The sequence below is a fragment of the Bailinhaonella thermotolerans genome, assembly GCF_003594875.1.
Classification (GTDB): domain Bacteria; phylum Actinomycetota; class Actinomycetes; order Streptosporangiales; family Streptosporangiaceae; genus Bailinhaonella; species Bailinhaonella thermotolerans.
The window spans coordinates 75,178-93,673 of the sequence record NZ_QZEY01000018.1; the positions used below are offsets into that span (position 1 = coordinate 75,178).

At 73.1% G+C, this 18,496-nt stretch carries 15 protein-coding genes; 13 read left to right on the top strand and 2 right to left on the bottom strand.

Going from position 1 to position 18,496, the window contains the following annotated elements; translation table 11 throughout:
• The first annotated feature begins 1 nt into the window (after nt 1).
• The 12 genes from pucD to D5H75_RS32365 all read left to right on the top strand — a co-directional run bounded on the left by pucD (nt 2) and on the right by D5H75_RS32365 (nt 14,830).
• Nucleotides 2-2,293 (top strand): xanthine dehydrogenase subunit D, encoded by a 2,292-nt coding sequence (pucD, locus tag D5H75_RS32310; protein ID WP_119930375.1) that lies wholly within the window; start codon nt 2-4, stop codon nt 2,291-2,293.
• 175 nt (nt 2,294-2,468) lie between these two features.
• Nucleotides 2,469-3,902, top strand: a complete 1,434-nt coding sequence (locus tag D5H75_RS32315; RefSeq protein ID WP_119930376.1) for an NCS2 family permease — start codon at nt 2,469-2,471, stop codon at nt 3,900-3,902.
• A gap of 8 nt (nt 3,903-3,910) precedes the next feature.
• The gene (locus D5H75_RS32320; RefSeq protein ID WP_119930377.1) at nt 3,911-5,023 is read left to right on the top strand and encodes an XdhC family protein; all 1,113 of its coding nucleotides are present in this window, start codon (nt 3,911-3,913) and stop codon (nt 5,021-5,023) included.
• 27 nt (nt 5,024-5,050) lie between these two features.
• A complete protein-coding gene (locus D5H75_RS32325; protein WP_340137784.1) occupies nt 5,051-5,437 on the top strand; it encodes an allophanate hydrolase-related protein in 387 nt (128 codons plus the stop codon).
• Nucleotides 5,434-6,219 (top strand): hydroxypyruvate isomerase family protein, encoded by a 786-nt coding sequence (locus D5H75_RS32330; protein ID WP_119930379.1) that lies wholly within the window; start codon nt 5,434-5,436, stop codon nt 6,217-6,219. The genes D5H75_RS32325 and D5H75_RS32330 overlap by 4 nt, the downstream gene beginning before the upstream one ends.
• Complete coding sequence (locus D5H75_RS32335) at nt 6,216-7,097, top strand: 2-hydroxy-3-oxopropionate reductase (RefSeq protein WP_119930380.1); 882 nt, start codon at nt 6,216-6,218, stop codon at nt 7,095-7,097. The genes D5H75_RS32330 and D5H75_RS32335 overlap by 4 nt, the downstream gene beginning before the upstream one ends.
• A 2-nt stretch (nt 7,098-7,099) precedes the next feature.
• Nucleotides 7,100-8,797, top strand: coding sequence for a glyoxylate carboligase (gcl, locus tag D5H75_RS32340; protein WP_119930381.1), 1,698 nt, complete (start codon nt 7,100-7,102; stop codon nt 8,795-8,797).
• A gap of 22 nt (nt 8,798-8,819) precedes the next feature.
• Nucleotides 8,820-10,085, top strand: coding sequence for a glycerate kinase (locus D5H75_RS32345; protein WP_242454647.1), 1,266 nt, complete (start codon nt 8,820-8,822; stop codon nt 10,083-10,085).
• A 462-nt stretch (nt 10,086-10,547) separates the two neighbouring features.
• Nucleotides 10,548-11,840 (top strand): allantoinase AllB, encoded by a 1,293-nt coding sequence (gene allB / locus D5H75_RS32350; RefSeq protein ID WP_242454656.1) that lies wholly within the window; start codon nt 10,548-10,550, stop codon nt 11,838-11,840.
• Nucleotides 11,837-12,844: an allantoicase gene (alc, locus tag D5H75_RS32355; protein ID WP_119930384.1), complete on the top strand. Its 1,008-nt coding sequence runs from the start codon at nt 11,837-11,839 to the stop codon at nt 12,842-12,844. The genes allB and alc overlap by 4 nt, the downstream gene beginning before the upstream one ends.
• Nucleotides 12,845-13,163: 319 nt before the next feature.
• Nucleotides 13,164-13,793, top strand: a complete 630-nt coding sequence (locus tag D5H75_RS32360; protein WP_119930385.1) for a sigma-70 family RNA polymerase sigma factor — start codon at nt 13,164-13,166, stop codon at nt 13,791-13,793.
• A complete protein-coding gene (locus tag D5H75_RS32365) occupies nt 13,790-14,830 on the top strand; it encodes a hypothetical protein (RefSeq protein ID WP_119930386.1) in 1,041 nt (346 codons plus the stop codon). Before D5H75_RS32360 ends, D5H75_RS32365 begins: the two co-directional genes overlap by 4 nt.
• Here D5H75_RS32365 and D5H75_RS32370 read toward each other — a convergent pair.
• Nucleotides 14,827-15,204 carry a DUF5319 family protein gene (locus D5H75_RS32370; RefSeq protein WP_119930387.1) on the bottom strand — a complete coding sequence of 126 codons (378 nt, stop codon included), beginning with the start codon at nt 15,202-15,204 and terminating at the stop codon, nt 14,827-14,829. The genes D5H75_RS32365 and D5H75_RS32370 overlap by 4 nt on opposite strands.
• Before the next feature lie 44 nt (nt 15,205-15,248).
• Nucleotides 15,249-16,262, bottom strand: coding sequence for a helix-turn-helix transcriptional regulator (locus tag D5H75_RS32375; protein ID WP_119930388.1), 1,014 nt, complete (start codon nt 16,260-16,262; stop codon nt 15,249-15,251).
• A 723-nt stretch (nt 16,263-16,985) separates the two neighbouring features.
• On the opposite strand from D5H75_RS32375, the gene guaB reads away from it, so the two are divergent.
• The gene (guaB, locus tag D5H75_RS32380) at nt 16,986-18,467 is read left to right on the top strand and encodes an IMP dehydrogenase (RefSeq protein WP_119930389.1); all 1,482 of its coding nucleotides are present in this window, start codon (nt 16,986-16,988) and stop codon (nt 18,465-18,467) included.
• Nucleotides 18,468-18,496: the final 29 nt, after the last annotated feature.

The window sequence follows — 18,496 nt, forward strand, 5'->3', positions numbered from 1 at the left end:
GATGACGATGACACCCGCGAAGGTCCCCCGGGAGCTGGACTCGCCGCTCGACGGCGGCGTCGGCGAGAGCCGGCGGCGGCCCGACGGCACGCTCAAAGTGACCGGCGAGTTCGCCTACTCCTCGGACCTGTGGCTCGAGGGCATGCTCTGGGGCGTCACGCTGCGCAGCCCGCACCCGCGCGCCCGCATCCGCTCGATCGACGTGTCCGAGGCGCTGGCGCACCCGGGCGTCGAGGCGGTGCTGACCCACGAGGACGTGCCGGGCTTCAAGTTCTACGGCCTGGAGCACAAGGACCAGCCGGTGCTGGCCATCGACCAGGTGCGGTACCAGGGCGAGCCGGTGGCGCTGGTCGCGGCCGACCACCCGGAGGTGGCCCGCCGCGCCGCCGCCAAGATCAAGGTGGACTACGAGGTCCTGACGCCGATCACCGACGCCCGCCGCGCCGCGTTCGACCCGGACTGCGAGAAGGTCCACGAGGACGGCAACGTCGTACGGCACCAGCCGGTGATCTTCGGCGGGGACGTCGCCGAGGCCCGGGCCGGGGCCGACGTGATCGTGAGCGAGACCTTCGAGGTCGGCATCCAGGACCAGGCGTTCCTCGGCCCCGAGTCGGGGCTGGCCGTGCCGGGCGAGGACGGCGGCGTGGACCTGTACGTCGCCACCCAGTGGATGCACTCGGACCTGTGGCAGATCGCGCCGTGCCTCGGGCTGCCCGAGGAGAAGGTGCGGATGACGATGGCCGGCGTCGGCGGCGCGTTCGGCGGGCGCGAGGACCTGTCGATGCAGATCCACGCGGCGATGCTGGCGATGCGCACCGGGAAGCCGGTCAAGATCGTCTACAACCGCGAGGAGTCGTTCTTCGGGCACGTCCACCGCCACCCGGCGCGGATGCGCTACGAGTACGGCGCGACGCGCGACGGGAAGCTGGTGTTCGCCGAGGCCGAGATCATCCTCGACGGCGGCGCGTACGCCTCCTCCACGCCCAACGTCGTCGGCAACGCCGCCTCCCTGGGCGTCGGGCCGTACAAGATCCCCAGCATCCGCGTGGACGCGTACGGCGTCTACACCAACAACCCGCCGTGCGGGGCGATGCGCGGCTTCGGCGCGGTCCAGGCGTGCTTCGCCTACGAGTCGATGATGGACAGGATGGCCGCCGCGCTGGGCCTGGACCCGGTGACGTTCCGCCAGATCAACGCCGCCCACCCGGGCGACGCGCTGGCCACGGGCCAGGTGCTGGAGCACATGGCGCCGCTGGCGGAGATGCTGGGACGGCTGAAGGCCATGCCGATGCCGCCCGAGCGCGACGCGGCCGGCCACGACCTGCGCGAGCTGCCCGGCGGCGTCTCCAACACCACCCACGGCGAAGGCGTGCGGCGGGGCGTCGGGTACGGCGTCGGCATCAAGAACATCTGCTTCTCCGAGGGCTTCGACGACTACTCCACGGCCCGGGTCCGGCTGTCGATCATCGGCGGCGAGCCCACGGTCCTCGTGCACACCTCGGCCGCTGAGGTCGGGCAGGGCCTGGTCACCCTCAAGGCCCAGATCGCCCGGTCCGAGCTGGGCGTGCGGAGGGTCACGATCGCGCCCGCCGACAACCAGGTGGGCAGCGCCGGCTCCAGCTCGGCCTCACGCCAGTCGTACATGACGGGCGGGGCCGTGAAGGTCGCCTGCGAGGCCGTGCGGGAGCGGATGTTCAAGCTGTTCGAGGAACGGCTCGGCCGGCCGCCCGCGAGCCTGGCGGAGGCCGTCGAGCACCTGCCGGAGGTCCTGGGCGACGAGGTCATCGACGAGACCCGGGAGTTCCACCACCACCGGACCGAGCGCATGGACCCGGTGACCGGCCAGGCGAACTCGCACACCCAGCTCGCGATCTGCGTCCACCGCGCCGTCGTGGACGTGGACGTGGAGCTCGGCCTGGTCAAGGTGGTCGAGCTGGCGGCCGTCCAGGACGTCGGCAAGATCATGAATCCGCTCTCGCTGGAGGGCCAGATCCACGGCGGAACCGCCCAGGGCCTCGGACTGGCCCTGATGGAGGAGATCGTCGTGGCCGACGGAAAGGTGCGCAACCCCTCCTTCACCGACTACCTGATCCCGACCATCCTCGACATGCCCCCCATGCGGCTCGACATCCTCGAGTACGCCGACCCGCGAGCCCCATACGGGCTGCGCGGGGCCGGAGAGCCCCCCACGCTCTCCTCCACCCCCGCCATCGTCGCCGCGATCCGCGACGCGTCGGGGCTAGCGCTCACCCGAGTGCCGGTTCGTCCGGAGCACATCGCCGGAAGCAGTTGACCAACGGGGTCGCCCGGTCCGTCCCCTTCATCCCATGACCTGGGGGTGCGCGCTCGCGTGAGCCGTACCCCCTGGTAAAAGGGCTGGGCAGACCCACAACCGCCCCCTCGAACCGAGCGGACGGCCGTCAGCGGGCCAGTCCGCTGGTCGACTACGCCCTTTGGAGGGCTCGACCATGACCGAGCTGAAGACACAGCCATCCCCCGCGGCGTCCCCCAGGCCTTCCTCGCCGCTCGACCGGTTCTTCGAACTCACGGCCCGGGGCACCACCGTCACCCGGGAGATCCGCGGCGGCGTGACCACGTTCGTCGCCATGGCGTACCTGGTGGTGCTCATCCCGATCATCCTGTCGGGAGCCAAGGACGTGACCGGCGCGTCCATGACCGTGCCGCAGCTCACGACCGCGACCGCCCTGTCGGCCGCGATCACCACGATCCTCATGGGCCTGGTCGGCAACGCGCCGCTGGCCATGGCCGCGGGGCTCGGCGTCGCCCCGATCGTCGCCTTCCAGGCCGGCCCGGTGATGACCTGGCCGGAGGCGATGGGCCTGGTCGTCCTCGAAGGCGCGGTCATCATCGTCTTCGCGCTGACCGGGCTGCGCGAGGCGATCATGAACGCGATCCCGACCGCGCTCAAGCACGCGATCGGCGTCGGCATCGGCGCGTTCATCGCGCTGATCGGGCTGGTGGACGCCGGGTTCGTCAGCAAGGGCGCGGGCACCCCGCTCACGCTCGGCACCGGCGGCGCGCTCGCCACGTGGCCGGTCGCGGTGTTCTGCGTGACGCTCGTGCTGATGATCGCCCTCTACGTGCGGCGGGTGCCCGGGTCCATCCTGATCAGCATCGTGCTCGGCACCGTCGTCGCGATCGTCGTGAACGCGGTGGCGACCGTGAGGGACTGGGGCGTCGTGACGCCGAAGCTGCCCTCCTCGATCGTGGGCGCGCCCGACTTCGGCCTGCTGTTCGACGTGGACCTGTTCGGCGGGTTCGCGCGGGCGGGCGTGCTGACCGCCACGATCGTGCTGTTCACGCTGGTGCTCTCCGGCTTCTTCGACGCGATGGGCACGATCCTCGGCGTCACCCAGGAGGCCGGGCTGACCGGCGCCGACGGCAAGGTGCGCAACCTGTCCAGGATCCTGTTCGTGGACGGCCTGGGCGCGATCGCCGGCGGCGGCGCGGGCACGGCCCCCAACACGGCGGTCGTCGAGTCGGCGGCGGGCGTGGGCGAGGGCGCGAAGACCGGCCTGGCCAGCGTGGTCACCGGGGCGCTGTTCCTGGTGGTGCTCTTCCTGACCCCGCTCGCGGCGGTCGTGCCGATCCAGGCCGCCGCCCCCGCGCTGGTGCTGGTCGGCGCGCTGATGATGGCGCAGTGCCGGCACATCCCGTGGGACGACCTGTCGATCTCGATCCCGGCCTTCCTCACCATCGTGATCATGCCGTTCACCTACTCGATCACCAACGGCATCGGCGCCGGCGTCATCGCGTACGCCGTCGTCAAGATCGCCCAGGGCCGCGCGCGGGAGCCGCACTGGATGGTGTGGGCCATCTCGGTGGCGTTCGCGGCCTACTTCGCCATCACCCCGATCAAGGCCCTGTTCGGGCTGGGATAGGAGCTGAGATGCCGGACATCCTGGCGGACCTGGCCCGCTGGCACGCCGAGGGCACCCCCTTCGCGATCGCCACGGTCGTCTCGACCTCGGGCAGCGCGCCCCGCCCGCCCGGCGCCGCGATGGCGGTCGCCGCGGACGGCACGGTCGTGGGCAGCGTCTCCGGCGGATGCGTCGAGGGCGCGGTGTACGAGCTGTGCCGGGAGGCGCTGCGCACGGGGGAGACGGTCCGCCAGGTGTTCGGCTACAGCGACTCCGACGCCTTCGCCGTGGGCCTGACCTGCGGCGGGGCCATCGAAGTCCTGGTCACCCCCGATCCGGGGCCCGCGCTGGCCGCAGGGCTCGACGCGGCCGCCAGGGGCGAGGCCGTCGCCCTCGTCCACGCCATGGAACCCGGCGGCGGGATCTCCGCCGTCTGGCCCGCCGCGGGCCCGCACGGCGAGCGGGGGCGCGTGCTCGGGGACGCCGATCCCCGGGTGGTCGCTGAGGCGCGGGCGATGCTCGACCAGGGCGTGACCGGGATCCGCGAGATCTGCGCCGACACCACCGGCGTGACCCGCGCGTTCTTCGTCGAGTCGCACCTGCCCGCGCCGCGCATGCTGGTCTTCGGCGCGATCGACTTCGCCGCGGCCGTGGCCGGGATCGGGAGGTTCCTCGGCTACCACGTGACCGTGTGCGACGCGCGTCCGGTGTTCGCGACCGCACGGCGGTTCCCCGACGCCGGCGAGGTGGTCGTGGACTGGCCGCACCGCTACCTCGCGGCCGAGGCGGCCGGGAACCGGGTGGACCACCGGACCGTCATCTGCGTGCTCACCCACGACGCCAAGTTCGACGTGCCGCTGCTGGAGGTCGCGCTGCGGCTGCCGGTGGCGTACGTCGGGGCGATGGGCTCACGCCGTACCCACGAGGACCGGCTGGCGCGGTTGCGCGAGGCCGGCCTCACCGAGGGCGAACTCGCCCGCCTGCGCTCGCCGATCGGGCTCGACCTCGGCGGGCGGACACCGGAAGAGACGGCCGTGGCCGTCGCGGCGGAGATCGTCGCGACGCGCCGCGGGGGTACCGCGCTGCCGCTCAGGCAGACCTACGGGCCGATCCATCACGACCGCTCCCTCGGGAGGGTCTGACAGAGGGGAGAAGCTCCCGTGGCCTTGATGTTCCTGAACGGCGGGGCGATGCGCGGAGGACCGCTGCATCACCTGCTGGACGGGGCGCCGCTCGTCGAGGAGACGACCACCGCGCCCGTGTACCGCTTCTACTCGGTCGGCGACCAGTGCCCGGCCCTCTACCCCGTGTCCCACGGCGGGGCCGCCATCGCCGGGGAGGTCTACGAGGTGTCCCTGGAGGTGCTCCGCGACAAGGTGCTCCCGGCGGAGCCGCACGAGCTGGAGCTCGGCGTGATCGAGCTGGCCGACGGGCGCGCGTCCCTGGCGATGCTGCTGCGCCGGCCGTACACCTCGCACGTCCAGCTCACCGACATCACCGGGTTCGGCGACTGGCGGGCCTACAAGGACGCCAGGGCGGAGGCGAGGGCCTCGTGAGGTTCGACGTCAACTGCTCGATCCTGTTCACCGATCTGCCGCTGCTGGAGCGGCCCCGCGCGGCCAGGAAGGCCGGGTTCGAGGCCGTGGAGTTCTGGTGGCCGTTCGCGGAGGCCGTCCCCTCCGACAAGGACGTGGACGCCTTCGTGGCGGCCCTCGACGACGCCGGGGTCCGGCTCGTCGGGCTCAACTTCGACGCCGGCGACATGGCGGCGGGCTCGCGCGGGCTGCTGTCCGGCCGGGCCACCTCCCAGCGGTTCCGCGACAACGTCGACGTGGCCGTGGGCATCGCCGAGCGCACCGGCTGCACGGCCCTCAACGCGCTGTACGGCAACGCCGCGGCCGACTCCGACGACGAGCTGGCGGCCGAGAACCTGCGCCTGGCGGCCCGCGCGGCGGCCCGGATCGGCGCGGTCGTCCTCGTCGAGGCGCTGAACGCGCACGAGTCCCCGAAGTACCCGCTGGTGTCCGCCGAGGACGCCATCGGCGTGATCGACAAGGTCGGGGAGCCGAACGTCCGGTTCCTGTGCGACCTGTACCACCTGGCCCGGATGGGCGCCGACCTCCCGGCGGTCATCCGGGCGCACGCCGCGCGGATCGGGCACGTGCAGATCGCCGACGTGCCCGGCCGGGGCCGTCCCGGCAGCGGGGAGCTGGCCTTCGGGCCGCTGTTCGCCCTGCTCGCCGAGCACGGCTACGACGGCTGGATCGGGCTGGAGTACAAGGCCACCGGGGGCGACGAGTTCGCCTGGATCGCGGAGTTCAAGGAGTCCACCTCATGAGCACCATCGGTTTCATCGGCCTCGGCATCATGGGCGCCCCCATGGCGGGCCACCTCGTCGCGGCAGGGCACCACGTCACCGGGTACGACGTCTCGTCCGCGGCCGTCGGGAAGCTCGCGGCGGAGGGCGGCCAGGGCGCCGCGAACGTGGCCGAGGCGGTGCGGGACGCGGAGATCGTGATCACCATGCTCCCGGCCGACCCGCAGGTGGAGGAGGTCTTCTTCGGTGAGGACGGCGTCCTCGCGACGGCGAAGCCGGGGACGCTGTACATCGACTTCTCCACGATCACCCCGGGAACCTCAGCGCGCGTGGCCGAGGCGGGGAGGGAGAGGGGCCTGCGCGTGCTGGACGCCCCGGTCAGCGGCGGCCAGAAGGGCGCGGAGGACGCCATCTTGTCGATCATGGTCGGCGGCGCGGAGGAGGACTTCGCGGCGGCCGCGCCCATCTTCGAGGCGGTCGGCAGGACCTACCGGCTCGTCGGGCCCAACGGCGCCGGGCAGGTGGTCAAGGCCGCCAACCAGCTCGTCGTGGGCGGGACGTACGCCCTGGTCGCGGAGGCGATCGTGCTCATGGAGGCGTCCGGCGTGGACGCGGCCGCCGGGCTCGACGTGCTCGCCGGGGGACTGGCGGGCAGCCGGATCCTGGAGCTCAAGCGGGATTCCATGCTCGCCCGGGAGTTCACGCCGGGCTTCCGGATCGACCTGCACCACAAGGACATGGGCATCGTCGTGTCCGCCGCGCGCGACGCCGAGGTCGCGCTCCCGCTGGGCGCCCAGGTCGCCCAGCTCGTCGCCGCCGCGCGCGCCCAGGGGCACGGTTCCCTGGACCACTCGGCGCTGCTGAAGGTCGTCGAAGCCCTCTCCGGAAGGAACGCGTAGCCATGGCCCTGATCCCCGTCATGCAGGCGGTCGTGGACGTCATCCGCACCGAGGGCGTGGACATCGTCTACGGCTGCCCCGGCGCGGCCATCCTGCCGCTGTACCACGCGATGGAGGCCGACGGCCGCGTCCGGCACCTGATCGTGCGCCACGAGGAGGGCGCGACCCACATGGCCGACGGCTGGGCCCGCACCACCGGCAACGTGGGCGTCGCCATCGGCACCTCGGGGCCGGCCGGCACCAACATGATCACCGGCCTCTACACCGCGCACGCCGACTCGATCCCGATCATCTGCGTCACCGGCCAGGCCGCCACGGACAAGCTCCACCAGGAGGCCTTCCAGGCGGTGGACATCGTGGAGATCGCCAAGCCCGTCACCAAGTGGGCCGTGCAGGTCAAGGAGGCCGCGCAGGCCCCGTGGATCTTCCGCGAGGCGTTCCGGCTCGCCCGCAGCGGCCGGCCCGGCCCGGTGCTGATCGACCTGCCGATCGACGTGCAGAGGCAGCTCATCGAGTGGGACTCCTCCATCGACGCGCCGCTGCCGGTCACCAGGGTCGAGCCGCACCCGCCCCGGGTCGAGAAGGCCCTGGACATGCTGCTGTCCGCCGAGCGCCCGCTGATCCTGGCCGGCGGCGGCGTGATCCTCGGCGAGGCGTGGGACGAGCTGCGCCAGGTGGCCGAGTACCTCAACATCCCCGTGCAGGTCACGCTCATGGGCAAGGGCTCTTTCCCCGAGCGGCACCCGCTGTACGCCGGGATGACCGGCATCCAGACCAGCCAGCGCTGGGGGAACGCCGTCTTCCTGGAGTCGGACCTGGTGCTCGCGCTGGGCTCCCGGTTCGGCGACCGGCACACCGGCGCGCTCGACGTCTACCGGGAGGGGCGGCGGTTCATCCACGTGGACGTCGAGCCCACCCAGCTCGGCAAGGTCTTCGGGCCGGACCTGGGCGTCGTCTCCGACACCGGGCTCTTCCTGAAGGCGCTGCTGGCGGCCGCCCGCTCCCGCGAGGCGGGCCCGCGCCCGGCCGCCTGGCCCGAGCGGGTCTCGTCGCTGCGGCGGGAGCTGCCCCGGCGGGACGACTTCGCCGACGTCCCGATCAAGGCGCCCCGCGTCTTCCGGGAGATCAACGAGTTCTACGGCCCGGAGACGTACTTCGTCACGGCGATCGGGCTCTACCAGATCTGGTCCGGGCAGTTCCAGGAGACGCACCTGCCGCGCCACTACCAGGTGTGCGGCCAGGCGGGCCCGCTGGGCTGGGAGATCCCGGCCGCGATCGGAGTCAAGACCGCCCGGCCCGACGCCGAGGTGGTCGGGGTCGTGGGCGACTACTCGTTCCAGTTCCTCGTGGAGGAGCTGGCGGTGGCCGCGCAGTACGACATCCCGTTCGTGCTGGTCATGCTGAACAACGAGTACCTCGGGCTGATCCGCCAGGCCGAGCTGCCGTACGACATGAAGTACGAGGTGGACATCCACTACGACGAGTACGGCACCGACAACGTCAAGATCATGGAGGCGTACGGTTGCACCGGACGGCGGGTCCGGGACCCCGAGGAGATCCGCGATGCGCTGGAATGGGCACGCAAGGAGGCGAACCGGACCTCCCGGCCCGTACTCGTCGAGGTCATGATCGAGCGTGAGGGCAATGCGGCCATGGGCGCGGCGATCGACGCCGTCAAGGAGTTCGAGCCGGTCTCGTAGACCCGCCCCGAGGGGGAGTTTCGTGCAGCACGTTCTGATCGCGCCCGACAAGTTCAAGGGATCTCTCACGGCGTCCGAGGTCGCCGCCCACCTGGCGGAGGGCCTGCGCCGGGTCCGCCCGGAGGTCCCGGTGGAGACCATGCCCGTCGCCGACGGCGGCGACGGCACGGTCGAGGCCGCGGTGGCCTGCGGCTTCACCCGCGTCGAGGCGACGGTCACCGGTCCCACCGGCCGCCCGGTCACCGCCGCGTACGCCCTGCGGGGCGACACGGCGGTGATCGAGATGGCCGAGGCGTCCGGGCTGCGCAGGCTCCCCGGGGGGCGCCTCGAACCCCTCACCGCCACGAGCCGCGGCACCGGGGAGCTGATCGCCGCGGCCCTCGACGCGGGGGCCGCCCGCGTCGTCCTGGGCCTCGGGGGCAGCGCCTGCACCGACGGCGGGGCCGGGCTCGTCGAGGCGCTCGGAGCCCGGCTCCTGGACTCCCGGGGCCGCCCCCTCCCAGCCGGCGGCGCGGCCCTCCGCGACCTTCACACGCTGGACCTCGGCGGCCTCCGGAAGGTCCCGCTGATCATCGCCAGCGACGTGGACAACCCGCTCCTCGGCCCGAACGGCGCCGCCGAGGTCTACGGCCCCCAGAAGGGCGCGCTCCCCGCCGACCTCCGCGTCCTGGAGGCCGGCCTCGCCCGGTGGGCCGAGGCCGTCGCCCGCGCGCTCGCCGGCCAGGCGGGCGGGGCGGCGCCGGGCCGTGCCGGAGCCCTCTCGCCCGGCCGCGCCCCGGCGGCGGTGGCGGCGACCGGCCGCGCGTCCTCGCCCCCGGGCCGTACGGCGGGCGGCGGCGGCCGCTCGGCGGAGGAGCTGGCCGCGCTGCCGGGGGCGGGTGCGGCGGGCGGCGTCGGGTTCGCCGCGCTGACCCTGCTCGGCGGGACCTTCCAGCCCGGCATCGCCTACCTGCTCGACCTGCTGGGCTTCGCGGACCGGGCCGCGGGGGCCCGCCTGGTGATCACCGGCGAGGGCTCCCTCGACCGCCAGTCCCTCAGCGGCAAGGCCCCGGTCGGCGTCGCCAGGGCCGCCGTGCGCGCCGGGGCCCGCGTCGTCGCCGTCGCCGGGCGCAAGACCCTCACCGGCGAGCAGCTCCGCCGCGCCCGCATCGACGCCGCCTACGCCCTCACCGACCTGGAGCCCGACGTGGACACCTGCATCGCCGAGGCCGGCCCCCTCCTGGAGCGCCTCGCCGAGCGGATCGCCCAGGACTGGCTCACCCCCGACCCCGCCACCCCGTCCCCCTGACCCCGTTCGCCCGGCCCCACAGGCCACCTCCGACCCCGTCCGCCCCGACCACATGTGACCACCTCCGACCCCACCCGCCCGGCCCACGGGCTACCCCCGACCCCGCTAGCCCCGACCCCACGCGGCCACCTCAGACCCCGCTCGCCCCGACCCCACGCGGCCACCTCCGACCCCGCTCGGCCCGGCCGCATGTGACCACCTCCGACCCCGCTCGGCCCGGCCGCATGTGACCACCTCCGATCCCATCCAGCCCGACGACCCCTGCCGCCCGGCCCCCCATCCCCGCCCGTGACCCCGATCCCGCCCCCCGGGGTGCCCCTCCTCCCGAGGCGCCTCACCCGGGGCCCCGTCCCTCGCCGTGATCATGCAGTTTTGAGCACACGGTGTCAGAAAAAGGGGCGGGCGCGGCGGGAGGGGAGGCGGGACGACCCCGAGGAGGTTCCCGTTTCCAGCGAATACGACCTGGTGATCCGCTCCCGCCGCGCGGTGCTCCCCGAGGGGGAGACGGCCGCGGCGGTCGCCGTACAGGAGGGGAGGATCGCCGCCGTCGGGCCGTACGGCGGCGCGGTGTCCGGCCGCGAGGAGATCGACCTCGGGGACACGGCGCTGCTGCCGGGGCTCGTGGACACGCACGTGCACGTCAACGAGCCCGGGCGGACCGAGTGGGAGGGATTCGCCACCGCCACCCGGGCCGCCGCGGCCGGCGGCGTGACGACGATCATCGACATGCCGCTGAACTCGATCCCGCCGACCGTGGACGTCGCCGCGCTGGAGACGAAGCGCGCGGTCGCGGCGCCGCAGGTCTTCGTGGACGTGGGGTTCTGGGGCGGCGCGATCCCCGGGAACCTGCCGAACCTGCGCCCGCTCCACGCCGCCGGGGTCTACGGGTTCAAGTGCTTCATGTCGCCCTCGGGAGTGGACGAGTTCCCGCCGCTCTCCCACATGGGGCTGCACGAGGCCATGACCGAGATCGCCTCCTTCGGCGGGCTGCTGATCGTGCACGCCGAGGACGCGGCGTACCTCGAGGAGCCGGCCTCCGGGGCGTACCGGGACTTCCTCCTCTCGCGTCCCCCGGTGGGCGAGTTCGCCGCGGTGAGGCGGGCGGTCAAGTACGCCGCCGAGACCGGGGTCCGCCTGCACATCCTGCACGTGTCGGCCGCGGACGCGCTCGCCGCGGTCGCCCGGGCCCAGGCCCAGGGGCTGCCAGTGACCGCCGAGACCTGCCCGCACTACCTCACCCTGACGGACTCCGAGGCGTCCTCCACGGCGTACAAGTGCTGCCCGCCCATCCGGGACGAGGCCAACCGCGACGAGCTGTGGAAGGCCCTGGCCTCCGGCGTCATCGGCTGCGTCGTCTCCGACCACTCGCCGTGCGAGCCGGCGCTGAAGGAGGGCGACTTCGCCACCGCGTGGGGCGGCGTCTCCTCGCTCCAGCTCGGCCTGCCCGTCGTCTGGACCGCCGCCCGCGAGCGCGGTCACTCCCTCGCCGACGTCGTGTCCTGGATGGCGTACGGCCCCGCGGAGCTGGCCGGGCTGACCCGCAAGGGCCGCATCGAGGCCGGGCGCGACGCCGACCTCGTGGCCTTCGACCCCGACGCGGGGTTCGTGGTGGACCCCTCCGCGCTGAACCACCGCCACCCCGTCACCCCCTACGCCGGCCGGGCCCTCACCGGCGTCGTCCGCACCACCTGGCTCCGCGGCGAGCCCGTGGGGGACCGGCCCGCCGGCCGCCTGCTCACCCGAGGAGAGGTATGAGGTTCACCGATCTGCCCGACCTGGCGCTGCGCTCGTACGGCGGCAGCGTGATCGCCGCCAACGACGAGTCCTTCGCCGAGAAGGAGAGCCTGATCAAGCCGGGACCCTCCCGGTTCCAGCCGCACACGTTCGGCAACAAGGGCCAGGTGTACGACGGCTGGGAGACCCGGCGGCGGCGCGAGCCCGGCCATGACTGGGCGATCGTGCGGCTGGGCATGCCCGGCGTCATCCGCGGCGTGGTGATCGACACGGCCTGGTTCAAGGGGAACTACCCGCCGTACGCCTCGGTGGAGGCGTGCCGCGCGGACGGGTACCCCTCGGCCGCGGAGCTGGCGGGCGCGGAGTGGACGGAGATCGTGCCGAAGAGCCCGCTCAAGGGGGACAGCGAGCACGAGTTCGACGTCGCGGCCGAGCGCTGTTTCACGCACGTGCGGCTGAACATGTTCCCCGACGGGGGCATCGCCCGGCTGCGCGTCCACGGCGAGGTGGTCCCCGACCCCGGACTGCTCACCGGGCTCCCGCTGGACCTGGCCGCGCTGGAGAACGGCGCGCGTGTCACCGGCTGCTCGGACATGTTCTACTCGGCCCCGTCCAACATGCTCGCGCCGGGCCTGGCCCGCCACCAGGCCGAGGGCTGGGAGACCGGCCGCCGCCGCGACGAGGGCAACGACTGGGTCACCGTACGGCTGGCCGGGCGGGGCGTGGTCCACGTGGTCGAGCTGGACACGGCGAACCTGCTGTTCAACGCGCCCGGCTGGGCCTCGGTCAGCGGCTTCGACGGGGAGGGCGAGCCCGGCGACGGCGACTGGTTCGAGGTCCTGCCCAGGACGCGGCTCCAGCCCGACACGCGGCACCGGTTCCGGCTCGACGGCGACTCCCGCCCGGTGCGGCAGGCCCGGCTGGACGTGTACCCGGACGGGGGCATGGCCCGCCTGCGGCTGTACGGATCGCTCACGCCCGACGGGGAGGCGGCCGTCGCGGAACGGTGGAACCGGCTGCGCTGAGCCACTCCGCCGGCCAGGTGCAATTTTGCCGGGTTAGCCGGTCATCGGATGAATGCCGTCCGGGAGGTTCGCCTCCCGGACGGCATTCGGCTGTTCGGGCACTCAAATTCAGGAGTTTGAAATTTCCATCTGAAAACGCTCTGTGTCCCCGCAAGGCGGAATCTTTACGCGGGACATCGCTAAGTTGTCAAAACCGGACAGCGCTCGCCACGGAATGTATTCGACCAGATGCGAACCGCTATAAGTGGTCCCCTGTCTCTTCAATGTGACCATTCCGTTGCCGTTCGCGATGACGACACGTCCGACCGGGAAGGGCATCATGCACTACGTGACCGAGGGATGCGTCGTCGGCGCCACGACTGGGGTAGGGCTTTCGACGAGAGCAGAAGATGATTCCGACCTCAGGGAACTGACAAGTCTTGCCGTCCAGGGCGACAGAATGGCGATCGAATCGCTGATCGGGCAGGTGCGCCCGATGGTCGTCCGCTACTGCCGGGCCCGGCTGGGAAGGGTGTCGGGGCACTACCACATCGCCGACGATGTGGCGCAGGAAGTGTGCATTGCGGTGCTTTCGGCCTTACCGCGCTACCGCGACATGGGGCGGCCTTTCGCCTCGTTCGTTTTCGGGATCGCGTCCCACAAAGTCGCGGACGCCCTGCGGAGCGCCATCCGCGCCGCCGTACCCACCCAGGACCTTCCCGACGGGCCCGACGAGGGGCCCGGGCCCGAGGAGACCGTGGTCCGGCACACCGAGGCCGAACGCGCCCGGGACCTGCTGGCGCGGCTGCCCGACCACCAGCGCGAGTTGCTCATCCTGCGGGTGGTCGCCGGGCTGTCGGCCGAGGAGACCGGTAATGTGCTGGGCATGTCTCCAGGTGCCGTCCGCGTCGCCCAGCATCGGGCCCTGGCCAGGCTCCGGGCGATGGCCGGTCCGGAGCCGATTGCGTGACGTCCGGGCGCGCCGAGCCCGGCGGGCCGGCTTCAGCGGAGCCGAGGGACCTGTACGACCTCGGCCAGATCCGCCGTACCGACGAACAACTCGACGCGATCGCCCTGCACCGCGACCCGCACGGCCCCTGTGACCATGTGGAGGACGACCCGGCCCTGCTCGCCCTGGCCGCCCTGGCCCGCGACGTGGACCAGGCCGCGGGGGAGCGGGAGGCGCCCGGACGCCCCTGCCCCAACCGCCGCTCTCGCCTGAGCTCGCTGGTCCCGCTCGGCGTGGTGGCCCTCCTCCTCGGCGGCACCGGGGTCGCCGCCGCCCGCGAAGGCCACCTCCCGGTCATCTCCGGGGACGCCGACCGCCCTCCCGCCCACGCGGTCGCCACCGCCCGGCAGACCCCCCGCGCCGGCGCGCCGCACCCGCAGGCGCCCCAGATCACGCCGTCCGCGTTCCCCGCGCCGCCTTCCGTGCTCGGCCCCGCCGCCGCCAGGCCGGGCGAGCGCCCCGCCCCTTCGGACGACCTCGACCGCCGTACGGCGGGGCCGGCCGAGGACCGGCCCACCTCGCCCCCCGGCGGCGCTCCCGAGGGCGGCGGGCCGGGGGATCGGAGCCCCGCGCCCAAAGACGGTGAGAACGCCCCCAGGGGCGAGGAGGACAGGCCGCAGGGCGACACCCCCGGGGACGACGACGGCCGGCCCGGTGGAGACGATGACCGGCCCAAGGGCGGGGATGACCGGCGCAAGGGCGACGGCGGCAAGCCCAAGGGCGACGGCGGCAGGCCCAAGGGCGACAGTGGCAGGCCCAAGGGCGGCGGCGCGCCCGGAGGCGGCGGCGAGCCCCAGGGCCGGGAGACGAAGCCGAAGGACCACGGGAACGATCCCGGGGGCCAGGAGACGCGGCCCGGGGGCCGTGGCGCCGAGCGCAGGGGCGGCGACGGGCGCGAGGACGGCGCCCACGGTCCCGAGGGAGACCGCGGTCCCGGAGCCCGCGGGAGCGGGAACGGAGACGGGCGCGACCGCGGGGCCGGCGCGGACGGCGCCTAGCGGTTCTCCTCGGTATCGATCACGCCGTCCACGTAGCCGCGGGCGTACTCCCAGGTGACGTAATCGGCGGGGTCCGGCTGGTAGGCGGGCTCGTGGACCTGGGGGCGGCCGTTGTCGATCATCTGCCGGAGGTTGCCGCGCAGGAGGTCCCAGTCGAAGTAGTGCGCTTCGCTGCACTCGCCGCATTCGAGGACGAGGCCGAGGATGCCCTGGGGTTCGAGGAGCGTGCGGAAGACTTCGACGTCGGCCAGGTCGGTCAGGGCCTCGTCCCGCTCGGCAGGGGTGAGCGGCTCGGCGTCGTCCGTCTCTCCTAGAACGGCCGCCGGATCGTCGGGGTCGTCCGCGAACGGGTCGCGGGGGACATCGTCCAGCACATGTCCACGCTATCGCCGCCGGCGGACTTGTGAGACGAAGGGGCTCACATCAGCCAGCCGCGTCTCGCCGCCTCCACCCCGGCCTGGAACCGGGTCTGCGCTCCCAGCTCGGCCATGGCGTCGGCGAACCGCGACCGCACGGTGCGGACGGACACCCGCAGGTGGCGGGCGATCATCTCGTCGGAGATGCCCTGCGCGGCCAGCCTGAGCACCATCCGCGCCCCGTTGTCCTCGCCGCCGCCGGGGATCGGCGTCGCGCGGTTCCACAGCTCCTCGAACAGGTCCCGGCAGGCGCCGACGACGACCGGGGAGCGCACGAGGTAGCAGGAGTACCCCTGCTCGGCGAAGGTCGTCCCCCATTCGACCGGGAGGGTGGCCGCCCCCGGGCCGTACACGCCGAACCAGCCGGGCAGCCGGGGCAGGGTGCGGATCTGGGCGCCCGCCTCGATGACGCGGCCGAGCATGCGCACGATGTCGGGCACGCGCAGCGACTCCACGGCGACGAGCGCGCGCAGCCGCAGCCCCCCTTCGCGCACGGCGTCGAGCCAGCGGCCGAGCAGCGCCTCGTCCTCGACGTAGTCGATCAGGGTGCGCTGGTCGGGGACGGCGAAGTCCACGCCGAGGGGCCCGTGGCAGGCGATCTCCCCGACGCGGTCGAACAGCTCCTGCGACCCCTGGACCACCTCGACCGGGAACTCGCGCGTGCGGTATTGCCGGCCGGCGTCGTAGCTGCGGGTCAGGTCCTCGATGGAGCCGAGGATCCGGTCGATCTCCCGGCTCTCGTGGACGATCCGGTCGAACTTGTCGGCCACGAGGCGGCTGAACGCCCCGGCGGGGTGGCGCGCGACGTAGGTGCCGGACTTCTCGTCCACCATGCCCAGCGACAGCAGCTCGGACAGGGCCCGCGAGGCGCGGTCTATCGACACGTCGAGGGAGTCGGCCAGTTCCTCGGTGGTGGCGTTGTGCAGGCGCAGGCTCGCGACATAGGCCGCCATCTGGTCGGGGCTGAGCGCCCCGGATGCCGGTGCGGCCGGATCCTGTCGGCGTTCGTGGCGCATGGAGTGATCGTCTCCTCACCGTTCGGAGCCGTGCACCTGGGGGAATGCGCTGGGCTGAGGATAAACCGCGCACCCCCGGCCTGTCCCGGCGAGCGCGAGAGCGGTATGCGCGGGACCGGGATTCGGCTGTGAAACGAGCATCGTGCGTGCAGCTTCGTGCAGTTGCACGAACTTTCGTTGCGCACCGTGTTCCGTCCGGAGCAATCTGGATACACGTCGGCGCATCCCCCGGATCGCCCGCCACGTGCACTTGGAGGGGGGCGTGGAACGCGCGCCTGGGGTCGCGCGCATCGGAGTGATCCGGTGCGCCGGCGCCCGCGGGGACCGCCTGGGCGGCTCCCGCCGGAGCGATGAGGGGATGGGCGCGTCACCGTCCATCCCCTCATCGCTTGATCCGCAGGCCCCCTCCCTCATCTCGTACGGCGTCCCGCCCGCCTCCCCCCGGACGCGCCCGACGCGCCGGGCGACCCGGGCGACCCGGGCGACCCGGGACGAATCGACGCGCCGGGCGACCTGGGCGGCCGTCAGGCCGGGGCGAGCAGGCGGCGGCCGTACCGGAACGGGGGCGTCGCGAATTTCGGCGGGCGGGAGCGAGGCAACGGGGCCCGGCGTCTACCATGGAAGGCACCGCGCGGGCGACCTGGGAAGACATCGCGGCTGTCTGGGGTTGCCACATGGAACGGCGCGAATCTCGCGGGTAACCCTCAAGCCTTGTGGAGTGTCATGGGGAAGTTCACCGAAACGGGTCTGACGTTCGACGACGTGCTGCTGGTGCCCGCCTACTCGGACCTGGTTCCCGGTGAGGTGGACACCACGAGCCGGCTCTCGCGCAACATCACCCTGCGCGTCCCGCTGGTCTCCGCCGCCATGGACACCGTCACCGAGGCCCGCATGGCGGTCGCGATGGCGCGGCAGGGCGGCATCGGCATCCTCCACCGCAACCTGTCCATCGAGGAGCAGGCGCAGCAGGTGGACCTGGTCAAGCGGTCCGAGGCGGGCATGGTGACGAACCCCGTCACGTGTTCCCCCGACGACACGCTCGCCGACGTCGAGAGGCTGTGCGGCCACTACCGCATCTCCGGGGTCCCGGTCACCGACGCCGACGGCATCCTCGTCGGCATCGTGACCAACCGCGACATGCGCTTCGAGACCGACCAGAGCCGGCCCGTCCGCGAGGTCATGACCCCGATGCCGCTGGTCACCGCGCCCGTGGGCGTCTCCCGCGACGAGGCGTTCCGGCTGCTGCGGGCCAACAAGGTCGAGAAGCTGCCGCTGGTGGACGACGGCGGGCGGCTGCGCGGCCTGATCACCGTCAAGGACTTCACCAAGAGCGAGCAGCACCCCGACGCCACCAAGGACACCGACGGCCGCCTCATGGTCGGCGCGGCGGTCGGCGTGGGCGACGAGGCCGAGCAGCGCGCCAAGGCCCTGCTCGACGCGGGCGTGGACGTGCTGGTCGTGGACGTCGCGCACGGCCACTCGCGCGGCCTCGCCGACATGATCGCCAAGCTCAAGGCCAACGGCCGCGCCGACGTGATCGGCGGCAACGTCGCCACCCGGGCCGGCGCGCAGATGCTCGTCGAGGCCGGGGCCGACGCGGTCAAGGTCGGCGTCGGGCCGGGCTCCATCTGCACGACCCGCGTGGTCGCGGGCGTGGGAGCGCCGCAGGTCACCGCGATCTACGAGGCCGCCCAGGCCGCGCACCCGGCGGGCGTCCCGGTGATCGGCGACGGCGGCCTGCAGTACTCCGGCGACATCGCCAAGGCCATCGCGGCCGGCGCCGACACCGTCATGCTGGGCTCGCTGCTCGCCGGCTGCGAGGAGAGCCCGGGCGAGCTGATCTTCATCAACGGCAAGCAGTTCAAGTCCTACCGGGGCATGGGCTCGCTCGGCGCGATGCGCAACCGCGAGCGCGGCGGCAAGTCCTTCAGCAAGGACCGCTACCAGCAGGCGGGCGTCACCCAGGAGGACAAGCTCATCCCCGAGGGCATCGAGGGCCAGGTGCCCTACCGCGGCCCGGTGGCGGCGGTCGCCCACCAGCTCATCGGCGGCGTACGGCAGGCCATGTGGTACACCGGCTCGCGCGTGATCGCCGACCTGCACGAGAACGCCCAGCTCATGCCGATCACCTCGGCCGGGCTCAAGGAGAGCCACCCCCACGACATCCAGATGACGGTCGAGGCGCCGAACTACCACCGCCGCTGACCGGACCGGCCGATGGCGCCCCTCATGCC

Excerpts from the sequence above, each read along its gene's own strand:
- D5H75_RS32375 (WP_119930388.1), bottom strand. The coding sequence starts at position 16,262 with ATGCGCCACGAACGCCGACAGGATCCGGCCGCACCGGCATCCGGGGCG.
- D5H75_RS32320 (WP_119930377.1), top strand. The coding sequence starts at position 3,911 with ATGCCGGACATCCTGGCGGACCTGGCCCGCTGGCACGCCGAGGGCACC.
- D5H75_RS32360 (WP_119930385.1), top strand. The coding sequence starts at position 13,164 with ATGCACTACGTGACCGAGGGATGCGTCGTCGGCGCCACGACTGGGGTA.
- guaB (WP_119930389.1), top strand. The coding sequence starts at position 16,986 with ATGGGGAAGTTCACCGAAACGGGTCTGACGTTCGACGACGTGCTGCTG.
- alc (WP_119930384.1), top strand. The coding sequence starts at position 11,837 with ATGAGGTTCACCGATCTGCCCGACCTGGCGCTGCGCTCGTACGGCGGC.
- gcl (WP_119930381.1), top strand. The coding sequence starts at position 7,100 with ATGGCCCTGATCCCCGTCATGCAGGCGGTCGTGGACGTCATCCGCACC.
- D5H75_RS32325 (WP_340137784.1), top strand. The coding sequence starts at position 5,051 with ATGTTCCTGAACGGCGGGGCGATGCGCGGAGGACCGCTGCATCACCTG.
- D5H75_RS32315 (WP_119930376.1), top strand. The coding sequence starts at position 2,469 with ATGACCGAGCTGAAGACACAGCCATCCCCCGCGGCGTCCCCCAGGCCT.
- pucD (WP_119930375.1), top strand. The coding sequence starts at position 2 with ATGACGATGACACCCGCGAAGGTCCCCCGGGAGCTGGACTCGCCGCTC.
- D5H75_RS32335 (WP_119930380.1), top strand. The coding sequence starts at position 6,216 with ATGAGCACCATCGGTTTCATCGGCCTCGGCATCATGGGCGCCCCCATG.